This window comes from Gemmatimonadaceae bacterium (assembly GCA_036496605.1).
Lineage (GTDB): Bacteria > Gemmatimonadota > Gemmatimonadetes > Gemmatimonadales > Gemmatimonadaceae > AG2.
Map to the genome: position 1 here is coordinate 38,506 of DASXKV010000030.1, position 14,922 is coordinate 53,427.

General features: G+C 64.8%; 11 protein-coding genes. 2 read left to right on the forward strand and 9 right to left on the reverse strand.

What is annotated here, in order from left to right:
- Positions 1-96 precede the first annotated feature (96 nt).
- Positions 97-2,241 (forward strand): M28 family peptidase, encoded by a 2,145-nt coding sequence (locus VGH98_10245; protein HEY2376341.1) that lies wholly within the window; start codon positions 97-99, stop codon positions 2,239-2,241.
- Positions 2,238-5,288: a hypothetical protein gene (locus VGH98_10250; protein ID HEY2376342.1), complete on the forward strand. Its 3,051-nt coding sequence runs from the start codon at positions 2,238-2,240 to the stop codon at positions 5,286-5,288. Before VGH98_10245 ends, VGH98_10250 begins: the two co-directional genes overlap by 4 nt.
- Here the strand turns inward: VGH98_10250 and VGH98_10255 are convergent.
- From VGH98_10255 to VGH98_10295, 9 genes are all read right to left on the reverse strand, one after another.
- Positions 5,271-6,344: an amino acid ABC transporter permease gene (locus VGH98_10255; GenBank protein ID HEY2376343.1), complete on the reverse strand. Its 1,074-nt coding sequence runs from the start codon at positions 6,342-6,344 to the stop codon at positions 5,271-5,273. The genes VGH98_10250 and VGH98_10255 overlap by 18 nt on opposite strands.
- A gap of 3 nt (positions 6,345-6,347) precedes the next feature.
- Complete coding sequence (locus VGH98_10260; protein HEY2376344.1) at positions 6,348-7,304, reverse strand: ABC transporter permease subunit; 957 nt, start codon at positions 7,302-7,304, stop codon at positions 6,348-6,350.
- Positions 7,304-8,215, reverse strand: a complete 912-nt coding sequence (locus VGH98_10265; GenBank protein HEY2376345.1) for an amino acid ABC transporter substrate-binding protein — start codon at positions 8,213-8,215, stop codon at positions 7,304-7,306. Before VGH98_10265 ends, VGH98_10260 begins: the two co-directional genes overlap by 1 nt.
- 139 nt (positions 8,216-8,354) lie before the next feature.
- Positions 8,355-9,554 carry a cystathionine beta-lyase gene (gene metC, locus VGH98_10270; GenBank protein HEY2376346.1) on the reverse strand — a complete coding sequence of 400 codons (1,200 nt, stop codon included), beginning with the start codon at positions 9,552-9,554 and terminating at the stop codon, positions 8,355-8,357.
- Positions 9,551-10,942, reverse strand: a complete 1,392-nt coding sequence (locus VGH98_10275) for a tetratricopeptide repeat protein (GenBank protein ID HEY2376347.1) — start codon at positions 10,940-10,942, stop codon at positions 9,551-9,553. The genes metC and VGH98_10275 overlap by 4 nt, the downstream gene beginning before the upstream one ends.
- 12 nt (positions 10,943-10,954) lie before the next feature.
- Positions 10,955-11,944 (reverse strand): succinylglutamate desuccinylase/aspartoacylase family protein, encoded by a 990-nt coding sequence (locus VGH98_10280; GenBank protein HEY2376348.1) that lies wholly within the window; start codon positions 11,942-11,944, stop codon positions 10,955-10,957.
- An 8-nt stretch (positions 11,945-11,952) separates the two neighbouring features.
- Positions 11,953-13,164 carry a PLP-dependent aminotransferase family protein gene (locus VGH98_10285; GenBank protein ID HEY2376349.1) on the reverse strand — a complete coding sequence of 404 codons (1,212 nt, stop codon included), beginning with the start codon at positions 13,162-13,164 and terminating at the stop codon, positions 11,953-11,955.
- 170 nt (positions 13,165-13,334) lie between these two features.
- Positions 13,335-14,141, reverse strand: a complete 807-nt coding sequence (locus VGH98_10290; GenBank protein HEY2376350.1) for a GntR family transcriptional regulator — start codon at positions 14,139-14,141, stop codon at positions 13,335-13,337.
- The gene (locus tag VGH98_10295) at positions 14,138-14,881 is read right to left on the reverse strand and encodes an amino acid ABC transporter ATP-binding protein (protein HEY2376351.1); all 744 of its coding nucleotides are present in this window, start codon (positions 14,879-14,881) and stop codon (positions 14,138-14,140) included. The genes VGH98_10290 and VGH98_10295 overlap by 4 nt, the downstream gene beginning before the upstream one ends.
- Positions 14,882-14,922 lie beyond the last annotated feature (41 nt).

The window sequence follows — 14,922 nt, forward strand, 5'->3', positions numbered from 1 at the left end:
GAATAGGCAAGCACGGTTTGCCCTGCCCAATTGTCCGTACTAAATAATAGGCTACCCTCGCTACGACTAGTACAGACTCCTTTCGGACGTTCACGCATGCGCGTTCTCCGCCCTCTGACGCTCCACGCGATTGTGTGCCTCGCGCTTCTCCTGCCGTGGCAGCGCGCCGTCGGCCAGCAGTATCCGCTACTGGATTCGACCTTTACGAATCTGATCACGGCGGAAATCTCCGGCGACGCGGCGTTCGATCACATTCGTGCTCTCTCGCCGTACCATCGGCCGCAGGGCTCCGATACGCTTTATCTCGCCGCGCAATACGTCGAGCGGATGGCGCGCGCGTTCGGCCTCGATAGCGTCGCGCTCATCATCCAGCCATCCAAACGCCTAACGTGGAATCCCGGCACATCGGATCTCTGGCTCGTAGCGCCGGACGGCGCACCGCTCGAGCGGATCGCGAGCTCGATTCAGACGCGACTCCATCTCGCCGATCGGAGTCGTCCGGCCGACGTGACCGCGCCCCTCACCGACGTCGGCGCCGGCACGCCGGCGGAGCTCGACAGCGCGCACGTGGCGGGCAAGATCATCGTCGCCCGCGGCAGTCCCGGCGATCTCGCTCGACTCATGGTCGACGGTGTACAGCGTCGCGGTGCGGCGGGCGTGATCTGGTATCCCGATCCGTACACGCCGTCGAAAGGCTTCTTCAGCTTCTCCGATCAGCCGACGATGATCCCGTGGCTGACGATCCCGACGCAGCCCGTCGACGGTAAGCTGCCGACGTTTGCGTTCATTCTCTCGTTGCGCGAGGGGATCGCACTCCATAATCGCATCGCCGCCTCACGAGTGCCGCTTCACGCGCATGCCGTGGTTCGTTCCGAGCTGGGCTCGACCGCCCATCCGGAGCCGTGGATGCCGATGGTGCAGGCCGTCATTCGCGGGACCGATCCCGGAATCGGACAGGATGTCGTGCTCACCGCGCATCTCCAGGAAGGCCAGCAATCCGTGAACGACGATGCGAGCGGCTGCGCGAGCCTGCTCGAGATCGGACGTGCGCTGACGCGGCTCATCGCTGGCGGTCATCTGCCACGTCCCCGGCGGACGATTCGATTCTGGTGGACGACCGAGAACAACAGCGAGCCGCGCTACTTCGCGGATCATCCGGAGATCCTCAAGCGCCTCTGGGTCGACATCAATCAGGACATGGTTGGCGCCGATCAATCGATCGACGTGATGCGGACGCAGAACGTCTTTCGCGTGCCGGCATCGCGTTTCCACTTCTTGAACGACGTCGCCGAAGCCGTGATCGAGTACATGGTTGCGGGCAACACGGCAAATATCACGCAGTATCGGAACGGCTACGGCCTCTACACGCGCCCGCATCTCGCGCACAACGGCAGCCAGCAGCGCTACAACGCGCAGGTCGTCTGGTTCGAGGGTGACTCGGACCACGATTCCTTCCTCAATGCCGGCGTGCCCGCGATCGGCTTCGGCAACGAGCCGGATCGCTTCATCCACTCCAACCTCGACGATCTCTGGGGAATCGATCGCACGCAGCTTGGCCGGAACGCAGCGAGTGCCACGTTGATCGCATACACCATGGCGAGTGCCGATGCGCGGTCGTTCGACGTGCTCGCCGGCGAGGTCGTCGGGCGAGGCGAGGCGCGACTCGCACGGAATCTTGGACTCTCGCTCCAGCTCATCGCCGCCTCAGCCGACAAGACAGCGGCGTATTATGCGGCGGTGGATCAGATGCACTACGCGGCGGCGCGCGAGCGGCGTGCGCTTCAATCGTTAGGTGGCGTTGCTTCCGACAGCCCATCGCGCGTGGCGACGCTGGCGTCGGCGCTCGATCGACGCGAAGCGGAAGCGCTGAGCGAGCTGGCGGGCGCGTACGCGCGCTCGACGTCGGCGAGCACACGGGCGGCGATCCCGCCACGAACCTCGAGCGCCACCGAACTCGAGCTGTCGGCGATGCGGCCAGTCGTCGTCGGCACGCCGGCGGACTTCTACGCGCATCGTGACGACATCTCGGACGGCGACACGCTCAACGGCTATCTCGCACAGGAAATTCTCAACGCCATCGACGGCTCGCGTACCGGACTCGATCTCTACCGGCACGCAGCATCGATGATACGTGAGGCCGGCACGCAGTATTATGGCAACGCCGACCCGGAAGCGGTGCTCGCCTTGCTCCGCTCCGCGGGACAATCACGCCTGTATCGACTCGATCGGGTGACGCGATGAGCATTTGTAGATGGATCGCATTCGGAGCGCAGCTCGGCTGCACCTTCGTCCTGCCGCCGGCGGCCCTTGCCCAGCATTCCGAGAGCTGGCCCGACTCGGCGTGGCGCGCGATCGGGCCCGCGAAGTTCGGCGGCCGAGTGGACGACATCGAGGCGGTGCCAAGCGATCCGCGTATCATCTACGTCGGCACGGCGTCGGGCGGGGTCTTCAAGAGTGTGAACAACGGCACGACATGGGCGCCGATCTTCGACAGCAACACGGCGCTGAGCATTGGCGACATCGCGCTGGCGCCGAGCAATCCGAACATCGTGTGGGTCGGCACCGGCGAGGCAAATAACCGCCAGAGCTCGACGTGGGGTGACGGCGTCTATTGCTCGACCGACGGCGGCGCGACGTGGCAGCACATGGGATTGCGCGAGACTCAGAGTATCGGACGCATCGTCATCGACCCGCACGATCCGAACATCGTGTTCGTCGCCGCCGTCGGGCACCTCTTCGGACCTAACGAGGAACGCGGCCTCTATCGCACGAAGAATGGCGGCAAGAACTGGGAACGCGTGCTCGGTGTGGACCCGAACACCGGCGTTACCGACGTGGTCATGGCACCGGACGGGCGGACGCTCGTGGCGGCGACGTACATGCGTCGTCGCCGGGCCTGGGGGTTTGTCGGCGGAGGGCCGACGAGTGGGCTCTGGCGGTCGACGGATGGGGGCGATCACTGGCAGCGCCTGACGAGCGGATTGCCTTCTGGCGACGTCGGCCGGATCGGAATCGACATCGCGCGGAGCGATCCGAACATCATGTACGCGTTGATCGAAGCGAAGGAGGGGGGCGTCTTTCGCTCGAGCGATCGCGGCGCCACCTGGACCAGGCAGAGCCCTCTCCAGGAGCGACCGAACTATTTCAGTCAGATCCGCATCGACACGAAGGATCCAGAACGCGTCTGGTGGCTCGCTACCAGTCTCTATCACTCGATCGACGGAGGAAAAACCTTCAAGAGTGATTCGACCGCGATCCGCGTCCATCCCGACCATCACGCCATGTGGATCGATCCGAGCGATTCCCGACACATCATGCTCGCCAACGACGGCGGCGTCTATTTCACGTACGACGAGGGCCGGAACTGGGACTACGTCGACAACCTGCCGATTGGTCAGTTCTATGACGTCGCGGTGGATGCCCGCGAACCATACTGGATCTACGGCGGCACGCAGGACAACGGCACCTTCGCCTTTCCGAGCGGCACGTACTCGCGCGGCGCTCTTACCGACGCTCAGGTAATGCACATCGGATACGGCGACGGCTTCGAGGTCGCGACCGATCCCGCCAATCCACGTGTCGTGTATACGAACTCGCAGAATGGGCGCGGGTACGTGTTCGACCTCGACACGCGCGAGGAGCGACGCATCACGCCTGTTCCGGCCGAGCGCACCGAGCGCTATCGGTTCAACTGGAACACGGCGATTCTCGTGTCGCCTAACGATCCGCACACGTATTACTACGGCGCGAACAAGCTTCTGCGCACGACCGACTACGGCACGACCTGGCAGGCGATCAGTCCCGATCTCACTCGCGCGCAGGACTGGCGCAAGCTGCCACTCGGCCCCGGGATGCCGCTCCGCGATCGAGCGACGCTCTCCCGCGACGACGGTACGAGCGAGTATGGCAACATCACGACGATCAGCGAGTCGCCGAAGGCGGCGGGAACGATCTATGTCGGCACGGACGACGGCAATGTCCAAGTCACGACCGACGGCGGAGCGCGCTGGACGAATCTCACGTCGCGTTTCGGCCTAACGGCGCCCCATAGCGTAAGTGCCGTGCTCGCCTCTCGCTTCGACGCGCGCACGGCGTACGTTGCCTTCGACGGCCACACCGACGATGACCTGCGGCCGTACCTCTTCAGAACGACCGACGGCGGCGCAACCTGGACGTCGATCGCGAGCGATTTGCCACCGAACGGGCCGGTGAAGACGATCACCGAAGACCCACGCAATCCCCGTCTTCTGTTCGCCGGCACCGAGTTCGGCCTCTATTGGAGCCTCGACGGGGGCAGGCACTGGCTCTTTCCGGGAGGCGCCCTGCCCCATGTCATGGTCGATCGAGTCGTCGTGAACGAACGGACCAACGATCTCGTGATCGGCACCCATGGCCGCAGCGTCATCATTCTCGACGACGTCGCGCCTCTCGAGACCTGGGATCCGTCGCCGAGCGCTGATCCCGTGCAGCTATTCCCGTTGCGCGATGCGACGGAGGTGTATCAATGGCGCGATCAGCCGCTACCGGGCGCCCGAACCTTCACCGCGCCCAACGTACCGTTAGGCACCTTCGTGACGTACTGGCTCGGAAAGGATGGCGATGCCGCGGCGCCCGTACAGATCCGTATCCTCGGCGCGGATGGTAAGGTGGTTCGCGAGTTGACCGGCCCGTCGACGCGCGGCATGCACCGCATCGAGTGGGACCTGCGCATGCAGTTCGCGTTCGTTCCGCCAGCTTCGGATTCCGGCTTCTATGGTCCCCCGCGACCACCCTTCGTGCAGCCGGGCGACTACGCCGTTCAGCTGATCGGCGGTGCCAAGACGCTTTCCCGTACCGTGCATGTGCGCTCGGATCCGCGCGAAGTGACGACGCCAGACGCGGTCCGCGCGCGGTGGGCGATGATGATGCAGGTCGATTCGCTGAGTCGCGCCTTCGCGCCAGAGCGAGAGGCGTTCGTTGCAGCGGACAGCGAGTACACGCGACTCATCAAGCAGCTTGGCGGTCCCACCTCGAGTGTGGTGACGAGCGACAGCGTCGTGAAGAGCGTTACCAGCGCGGTCACGACGCTGCGCGGCAGGCTCTCGGCTGGCTATTCGGCGCCGATCGGCCAGGCGTTCGATTTGCTCGGCGGGCTGGAGTCGTCGTCGGCGGCACCGACGGAAGCGGAGCGACGCACGCTCGACGCCGCGATTGCGGACTTGCGCGACGCGTTCGCGAAGCTGCACGAGCTCGAAACCACGGAGATGCCAAGATTGCGACAGGTGGTGAGCTCACACGCGGCGCGTTGACACGCCGAGCCGTCGCTCGATCCACGAGCCGTAGCGCGACACCAGTGCGCTCACGGTGAAATACACCAGCCCGACGAAGACATAGGCCTCGGTATGAAAGCCAAGCCATGCGGGATCCTGGGCCGCCAATCGCGCCGTGTTGAGTAAATCGAAAAGGCCGATGATGACGATCAGGCTGGTGTCCTGAAAGAAGCCGACGGCGATCGAGACGAACGAGGGGACGACGATTCGCAGGGCTTCCGGCAGCACGACGAGTCGCGTCGCCTGCCACCAGCCGAGGCCGAGCGCGCGCGCTGCGTCGGCGCGGCGCCCGGGGACTATCTGCAGCCCCGCGCGTACGGCCTCGGCGAGATACGCGGCTGCGAACACCGCGACGCCGCCCTGTGCCAGGACGAGCTTGTCGATCTCGACACCGCTCGCCAACGCCAGTGGCACGACGAGCACGGCAAGATAGAGAACCGCCACGAGCGGCACGCCACGCACGATCTCCACGATAGCGGTTGCCGTTAGGCGCGGCACGGCGTGCTGCGATCGGCGACCTAGCGCGAGCATTATACCGAGGGGAAACCCAAGACCGAGACCAACGACGGTCAACAGCGCGGTGATAGGCAGGCCGCCCCAGTCCTGTGTCGGCACGCGTGACAACGCGGCACCGCCGCCCATGAGCCACAGGAATCCCGCGAGCGCGACGACCCAGGCGATGACGAGAGACCGGCGCCAGCAGTACGGGACGAGCGACGAAATCACGACCGCGAGCAGCAACGCCGTCGCCAATTCGGGCCGCCAACGTTCCGTCGCCGGGTACAACCCGAAGAGAATGAATGGCAGCTTGTGGCCGATGAACGCCCAGCATGCGCCGACACTTGGAGCGCGGCAGTCCGCGGGCGTCCCGCTCCACCGCGCTTCGATGAGCGCCCACCGTGTGAAGGGTACGAGCACCGCTCCGGCGACGAGCGCGGCAATGAGTGTGAGCACGGCGTTCGGGACGCTCGCGAACGCCGCGCGCAGGCTGGCGCGCGCGTCCCCTCGATACGAATCGATGAGCGCCGTCGACATAGCCTAGCCGCCCATCGCCAGCAGTCGCGCGTTGTACCGGTTGATCATCGAGGCGGTCGCGAGGCTCAATACCAGGTACACGGCGATCATGATGAGCATCGTCTCAATGCCATGGCCAGTCTGATTGGCGGTCGTGTTGAGAATGCTCACGACGTCCGGGAACCCGATGGCAATCGCAAGGCTCGAGTTCTTGGTGAGGCTCACGCACATCGTCGCGAGCAGGGGCATCATCGCCCGAAGTGCCTGCGGCAGGATGACGAATCGCAGCGCCTGACCGCGCGAGAGGCCGAGCGCGAATGCGGCGTCCACCTGGCCACGCGAAACGCCCAGGATGGCTCCGCGCACGATCTCCGAGACCTGCGCCGCGTGGTGCATAACGAGTCCGCCGACGAGTGCCGCGAGCTCCGGCGACAGCGAGATGCCGCCAACGAAGTTGAAGCCAACGAGCCGGGGTCTCTCGAAGAGCGGCAACACGAGCCCCCGATCCGAGAGATACACGCCAGGCAAGGGCTCGAACGCATTCTTCGGTCCGGGCATGGCATGGAGCGTTGCGGCGAGCAGGAGGAGGAGCAGCAGCAATGGCGTATTGCGCATCAACTCAACACCGGCACGCACGATGCCTCGCCACGCCGGATTGTTCGACAGCCGCAGGATTCCCAATGCAAAACCGATGACGATGGCGAGCAACCAGCCGATCACGGACACTCGTGCCGTGTTCGCGAGGCCGATCAGAATTGCTCGAGCGAAACTATCGTCCGGGCTGAACGGGAGGCCGGAGGTGTCGCCGATCTCGAAGTTCGCGGGCTGCTTCAGGAAGCCAAAGCCGAGCGACAATCCATGCTGTTCGAGATTCGTCTGCGTGTTGCGCGCAAGCCACCAAAACACGGCGGCGGCGGCGCCAAGTGCGAGCGCCTGGCCGAGCGTCGCGCGAGAGATGGTGGTGCGCGCGAGCGCGGCCACTACCGGAAGGGCGGCGAGTACATGAGCCCACCGTCGGTCCACAACTTATTCAGTCCGCGATCCATGCCGAGCGGCGTGTTTGGCCCGAGGTTTCGGTCGAAGATCTCACCGTAGTTACCGATCGTCGAGATCACGTGATACGGCCACTGCGCGTCGAGGCCGAATCCGTCGCTGATTCCGGCTTCGAGGCCGAGAAATCGACGGAGGGATGGATCCGCGCCCTGCGCGAGACGCGCCGCGTTCTTCGAATCGATGCCCAACTCTTCGGCCTCGACCGGCGCATGAAAGACCCAATTCACCACCTCGAGCCACTGATCGTCGCCGAAGCGCACGACGGGCGCGATCGGCTCCTTGGAGATCCGATCGGGAAGGACGACGTAATCGTTCGGGTTGCGCAGCATCGTGCGCGTCGTGGCGAGCCCGGCGCCGTCCTGGCTGATCACGTCGCAACGCCCACCGGCAAGCGCGCTGACGGCCGCGCGGAGATCTTCCAACACGACCGGTCTGAAGGTCATGTGATTGCGGCGCGCGAAGTCGGTGAGATTGAGCTCGGTCGTGGTACCCTGTTGGACGCAGACGGTGGCGCCGTTGAGTTGAGCGGCGCGATCGACCTTCGACGCCTTGGCCATGAGAAACCCCTGGCCGTCGTAGAAATAGATCGGGCCGAAATGAAAGTTGCGCTCGAGTGCTCGGCTGCTCGTGATCGACGTGCCGTTGACGAGCAGGTCGACTTCGCCCGACTGCAATCCGGAGAATCGTTGCTGCTGTGTGAAGGTGATGAACTGGACTTTGTTCGGATCGTTGAAGAGCGCGACGGCGAGTGCACGACAGAAGTCGACGTCGAAGCCACGCCATCGCCCGGAGTCGTCGGGTGTGGCAAAGCCGGCGCCTTGTGTGATACCGCACTTCACCGTCCCGCGCGAGCGGATAGTGGCGAGTGTGGCTCCGCGACGCGTTGTGTCGGTCGTTCCCGGGCTGCTCGAACACGCCGACAGAAATGCACAGAAGAGAAGGAGCGTTGTGAGCCGTAGGCTAGTCACACATCACCCTCTAGACGGCGCGCATCCGATCGAAGCCGCGCGCGAGATCGGCGATCAAGTCGTTAGGGTCCTCGAGACCAATGTGCAGGCGAATGAGCGGACCGTCGTGCGTCCAGCGCGTCGCGGTGCGAAACGGACCTGGGTCCATCGGAATCGCGAGGCTCTCGAACCCGCCGAAGCTCGCGCCCATCCCGAACAGTTCGAGACTATTCAGCAGCGCGTCGACGCCAGCTTTTGCCACCGGACGCAGCTCGACGCCGAACAACCCGCTCGCGCCACGGAAGTCTCGCTTCCACATCGCGTGCCCCGGCGCATCAGGCAACGCGGGATACGTGACGCGCGCCACCTCGGGCCGAGTACGTAGCCATTCCGCCACCTGCGTCGCGTTTCGCTGATGGCGCTCGAGCCGAACGCTCAGCGTGCGCAACCCCCGCAGCGCGAGATAGGCATCGTCAGAGCCGACGCAGAATCCAAGCTCGGCGACCTCGGAGCGTACCCGATCGTAGAGCGCCTCGGTCGTCGTGATGGTGCCCATCATGACATCGGAATGTCCGCCGATGTATTTCGTCGCGGCGAGAATCGACACGTCGATGCCATGCTCGAAGGCGGGAAAGAAGTACGGCGTCGCCCAGCTGTTATCGAGGAGCGTGTAGATGCCGCGCTCCCGCGCGACCCTTGTAATCGCGGGAACATCCTGCACTTCGAAGGTCATCGAGCCCGGCGACTCGAGAAACACGAGACGCGTGTTCGGCCTGAATAGGGTGCCGATTTTCTCGCCGATGAGTGGATCGTAATACGTGGTCTCGACGCCAAACCGCTTGAGGGTACGATCGCAGAAGATTCGCGTCGGAACGTACGCGGAATCGGCGACGAGGATGTGGTCGCCTGCCCTGACGAGTGCCTGCAGCGCCACCGTCACCGCCGCGAGACCCGATGGGACGAGCATGGCGCGATAACCACCCTCGAGCGTTGCGATGGACTGCTCGAAGGCGAGGGTGGTTGGGGTCGCGAGCTGGCCATAACGAATGACATCGAAGCGGTGTTCGTGAACGCGCGACGCTTCCCAATCGGCCACCGTCGGAAATACGAAGGTCGAAGCGCGGTAGACCGGGGGATTCACCGCGCCATGCCGCTGCGTCGGATCGCCGCCGGAATGCGCCAGCAGCGTATCGAGAGCGAGCGGTTTGTCTCCTCGGGGAGTGTCGCTCATGTCTCGCGCAGACGATCGAGTGCCCGCTGCGCCGTCGTGGCTTGCGCAGACCCGAGGGCGCGCAGCACGCGCGCATAGTGCGCCCACCCCCACATGTTGCCGGGCCGCGTCGCTGTCCGCTCGGCGAGAAGCTCCCGCGCGACGTGGAGCTGCCGATCGCGCCAGGCGGCGTCGATGAGCAATTGCTCGAAGATGTCCCTCTGAGCGTGGCTTGCGCCGATGCGACGGAAGCGGTCACGCACCGGCATCAACTCTTCGACGACCTTCCTGAACGCACCGCGTCGGTGCGCGACGACGGCCCGCGCGAGCGGCAGACCGACGTCGGCCATCACCGTGGCTTCCGTGCTCGCATCCTCCGTCGAGAAATGGGTGCACGACTGCAGGAACTGCTCGACCCCCGTGGCGTCGTCCACAGCAGCGAGCGCCATGAGATAATGCAGATCGACGAAAACGAGCGAATGATCGTCAACGTGCAATCGGGCGCGATCGGCGAGCTCGCGCCACCGGTCGCCGACATTGACTTCCACCTGCTCGAGCCGCCAGAGAAGCGACACCGCATTCGCAATGTCCAAATACTCGTCCGTCTGCTCGTTGCGAACCTCGCGGTCGTAGACCGCGAGCACGCGTTCGTGCTCCTCGAGGTCGAGACGAAAGAGCGCTTCGTGCCAGCGCAGGTGGAAGGCGAAATTGTTGCACTCGCGCCAGTGTTCGGTGCCACTCGCGATCCACGCGATGCCTTCTCGCCGACGACCTTGCATCTCGGCGACGTGTGCAACGGCGTGCGAGGCCCAGATGTCGCTCGGATTGAGCTCCACGGCGCGCCGGCCGAGCCTCTCCGCGGCGGCGTAGTCGCCGGCTTCCTCGAGGCCATAGGCGTAGCAGCCCAGCAGGTAGCCGTAGCCGGGTACACCCGGATCCCAGGAAGGCAACACCAAAGCAACGAGGTCGCGCATCCCGGTACTCTCGCCGAGATATGAGAGTACGAATTGGGACACTTTGATCGCCACGACGTCGAGCGGGGCCTCGAGCAGAATCGCTCCCCAGGTCGCGACCGCGGCGCGCATGTCGCCGCGCGACCAGGCGTCCAGCGCGTCGATGTGCCGAGTCTCGCGAGGCGTTGGTGGGAGCGCGAACGCCGCCACTCGGGCGCGTGCGAGCGCGCGGCGCGCCTGCACCCTACCCTCGCGCTTGCTCGAGAGCATGCGCAGATAGCCGTCGACGCAATGCGCCAGTGCAAAATCGGGATCGTGCTCGAGCACCTCGGCGAGGCGCGTATGCGTATCCGATCGCGCGCCGAGATAGCTCTCGACGGCGGCGTCCAGCTTGCGCGCGGATTCGCCACTGGCGGCCGTGACCGGAAGTCCTCGCACATCAACGAAGCGTGGCACAGACGTGAGCCGTTAGGCGGGCTCGGTGATCCAGTAGCGCAGAATCGGGTCGCCCGTGTTGACGACCTTGTGCGTCCAGATCAGCCCGACGATTCCACCGCCCGTCGCGCAGACGCGCTCGACGATGTTGCCGAAGACGTCGCGAATCTCGCCGAGCGCCTGCCCCGTTGTGATCTCGTCGCCGATGCGAGCCGTTAGGCGAAGCAGGCCGGCGCGTTTGGCGCGCACGATCACCCGATCGCGCGCGGCGACGCGGCGGCCGTTGCGCGGACGCCCGCCGTCGATCATGCCGAGGTGGCGCATCACGTTGAGCGCGCCGTCCACATGAACGCGGACATCATCTTCCTCGAGCGTGCCATCGCCTCCTGCTTCGGCGAGGATCGAGACGACGCCGGCACGCGTTGCGGCGTAGTTGAGCGAGCCGGCGAAGGGCGGGATCGTACTTTCTGGCGACGAGAGCGAGATGAGGAGGGGCGTGTACGCTCGGGCGAGCGCTTCCCCCACCTCGTCGAGCTCGCGATTCCCCGTGAGCGAATAGCCAGCGAATGGATAGAGCGCCTCGCCGACGTCGCCCGCGTGAAAGTCGATGTGATAGTCGGCCGCGCCGATGACCTCGCGTAGCAGAACGTCGGCAAGGATCTCGGAAATGGATCCATCGCGTCTGCCCGGCGCGATCTTGTTGAGGTTCAGACCGTCGAGCGGTGACACGAAGCCGGTGCGGTTCTCGAACATTCGCATGTTCGTAACGGGCACGGCAACGATCGCCCCGCGCAACGCGGCCGGCGTGACCGAGTGGAGGAGTCGCATGACCGCTTCGATCGGCGCGTACTCGGTCGCATGAACGCCGGCGGTGAAACAGATCAGCGGACCGTCTTCAGCGCCATTGATGATGACGAGTGGAATGCGTAGCGGACCGCTCGCGGTCTCGCCGATCTCCAGCCAGCTCTCGACCTTTTCGTTAGGCGACGCAACGACGTCGCGAATCGTTACCGGCGTGCGCATGCGCGACGTCAGCTCGTGACATTCAGCATGACGGTCGGCGCATTGGCCACCGCCGCGTACGCGCCGGCGAGACGACGCACGCCTTCGTCGATCTCGTCGTGCGTCGCATGACTGAACGCCAGCCGCACGTGATTGCGCGGATGCGGAACATCGGACCGCGCGAAAAACCGGCTGCCGGAAATGACCGTCACGCCTGCCCGATTCGCGCATGTCGCCAACTCGTCCGCATTCACACCATCCGGGAACGTCAGCCACAGATAATAGCCGCCGTGCGGCATGACGAAAGACGCATCGGGCAGCTCGCGACGCACCGCCGCCGCCATCCGATCGCGATTCGAGCGATAGCACTCCTGGACGCGGGCAATGTGGGCTCCAAGACGTCCGCGGGCGAGGAATTCGAGGATCGTCCGCTGCGTCAGTGGGCACGATCCGGCGTCCGTCTTGAGCTGCGCCATGCGAGCGACGAAAGACGCCGGCGCCGCAACCCAACCGACCCGCAGCCCCGGCGCCATGAGCTTCGAGAACGTCCCCAGTTGCAGTACGATGTCGCGCCTGTCGAGCGCCTTGAGCGACGGAACCGGATTGCCCTCGAAGATGACGCGACGATATGGACTGTCCTCGATCACGAGAATCCCACGTGCCGCCGCCAGATCGAGCAGCGCCTCGCGACGCTCGGCCGACATGGTCGTGCCGGTGGGATTGTGAAAGTCGGGGACGTCGTAGACGAACTTCGGCGGCGGCTGCCCTTCGCGATGACGCCGATCGAGAATTGTCGCTAACGCGTCGACGTGGAGGCCAGCGTCGTCTTGCGGAACTTCGACGAAGCTGGCGCCATAGCTCTTGAGAATCGGGATCGCGCTGAAGTACGTCGGCGCGGTCACGATGACGGCATCGCCGTCATCGAGCAGAAGGCGGCAGACCAGCTCGAGGGCATGCTTGGCGCCGTTCGTGACGAGCACATTCTCCGGGCGCGTCGCCGCGCCGTCGCTTGTCATGTGCCCTGCGATCCACTCGCGGAGCTCGGGGAGACCGGCCCGCGGCGCGTACTGCAGCGTCTCGAGACGATAGTGCGCGAGCGCGCTCTCGGCTTCGGCGGTGAGATCGGGGAGCACACCAGGAAAGGCATGGCCCGAGTCGAAGGCGATGTTCCCGGGCGGCGCGGCTGCCGGCAGGGCTGACGAGAGGAGTGACGCGCGTCGAGCAAAGGCAGGCGGCTGCATCCGGGGAACTCCCGCGTGCGCAAACGTATTTGTACGGACAATAACGGACCGGCCCATATTTACGGGCGTCGCCGCGTTGGGTCAAGCTGGTTGCTGGTTGTTCGTGGTTGGTTGTTCGTGGTTGGTTGTTCGTGATTGGTTGTTGGTAGCAGCAACCACTACCACCGGCCCTACCGCACGAGACTCGTGACGTACGTGAATCGGTCGCTTGGATGGATGGCGCTCGACAGCTCGATGAGTGTGCCGTCCTCGCGGTAGTAGCGCCGCGTCGCGAGCAGGGCGGGCGCTCCGGCCTCGGCCTTGAGGAGTTTCGCCTGGCGCTTGTTCAATGCGATCGCCTGGATGCTCTGCTCGACGCGGGCGATGCGTACGCCGTAGGTGCGCTCGAGCATCGCCGAGATTGGTCCGTCGATTCCCTCGAGATTGCGCTCGAGATTCGGCAGCCGAGCATCCAGATACGCGGTCGTCATGCAGATCGGCGCCGGCGCGTCTGGAATCGTGCGTAGGCTGTCAATGCGCAACCAGGCCCGTCCCGTGCGGCACTCGAGCTGCTCCGCCAATGCCGGCTCACAGATGATGCGCTTCTTCGCGAGAATCTCGACGCGCGTGTCGTCGGCGTACTGCAGCAGGTCGCTGATCGAGTTCGTGGCTTGCCGATAGCTCGGCGATGGCGCGCGTGAGACGACCTTCGTGCCGACGCGTCGTCGCCGAGCGATCAGCCCGATGTCGCGCAGCTTCCGGAGCGCCTCTCGGACGGTGGAGCGGCTGATTTGATATTGCTCACACAGTTCCATCTCGGTCGGAAGTAGTGCGCCGACCGGATAGATTCCGCCGCCGATGCTATCGATGAGCTCATTCGCGACCTGTTGATAGCGTGGGCCCTCGATCGCGGAGCCAGCCGGGCGCCGAGTCGTGCGGACGCGGCCATCTCTCGACGAGGTGGCGCGTGGCCGTCGTTTGCGCGTTGTGGGGGTCACGCGGTGGCGAGGTCGTGGTGCAGGATCTTGGAGAGGAACTCGCGAGCCCGCTCGGTGTGCGGCTCGGAGAAGAAGGCGTTCGTCTCGCGATTCTCGACGATGCGACCGCCATCCATGAAGATCATACGGTGTGCGACGTGGCGTGCGAAGGCCATCTCATGGGTCACCACGATCATCGTCATCCCCTCTTCAGCAAGCGTGGTCATGACGGAGAGGACTTCGTTGATCATCTCCGGATCGAGCGCCGACGTCGGCTCATCGAACAGCATGGCGACCGGATCCATCGCCAGCGCGCGCGCGATGGCGATACGCTGCTGTTGGCCGCCGGAAAGCGCCGACGGATACTTCGCGGCCTGGTCAGCGAGGCCGACACGCTCCAGCAGTTGCATCGATCGCTCACTCGCCCTCTTGCGCTCGCGCTTCAGGACACGCACTTGTGCGAGGTCGAGATTCTCCAGAACGGTGCGATGAGGGAACAGCTCGAAGCTCTGGAAGACCATGCCGACGCGGGCACGCAAGGCGTTGAGGTCCGTGCCCGGCGCGTGCACGGAGATGCCGTCGACAATAATCTCCCCGCTATCGATTCGTTCCAGGCCGTTGATACAGCGAATCAGCGTGCTTTTGCCGGAGCCCGACGGGCCGCAGACGACCACGACTGTCCCTTTGGCGACCGTCGCACTGCAGTCTTCGAGGACGCGAAAGGTGCCGTATGATTTCGTGACGTTGCGGATGTCGATCATGGGCCATGGCTGGAGTGCTTGCACGCTCGCGACTATGTAGT

Excerpts from the sequence above, each read along its gene's own strand:
- VGH98_10295 (HEY2376351.1), bottom strand. The coding sequence starts at position 14,881 with ATGATCGACATCCGCAACGTCACGAAATCATACGGCACCTTTCGCGTC.
- VGH98_10255 (HEY2376343.1), bottom strand. The coding sequence starts at position 6,344 with ATGTCGACGGCGCTCATCGATTCGTATCGAGGGGACGCGCGCGCCAGC.
- VGH98_10280 (HEY2376348.1), bottom strand. The coding sequence starts at position 11,944 with ATGCGCACGCCGGTAACGATTCGCGACGTCGTTGCGTCGCCTAACGAA.
- VGH98_10245 (HEY2376341.1), top strand. The coding sequence starts at position 97 with ATGCGCGTTCTCCGCCCTCTGACGCTCCACGCGATTGTGTGCCTCGCG.
- VGH98_10285 (HEY2376349.1), bottom strand. The coding sequence starts at position 13,164 with ATGCAGCCGCCTGCCTTTGCTCGACGCGCGTCACTCCTCTCGTCAGCC.
- VGH98_10250 (HEY2376342.1), top strand. The coding sequence starts at position 2,238 with ATGAGCATTTGTAGATGGATCGCATTCGGAGCGCAGCTCGGCTGCACC.
- metC (HEY2376346.1), bottom strand. The coding sequence starts at position 9,554 with ATGAGCGACACTCCCCGAGGAGACAAACCGCTCGCTCTCGATACGCTG.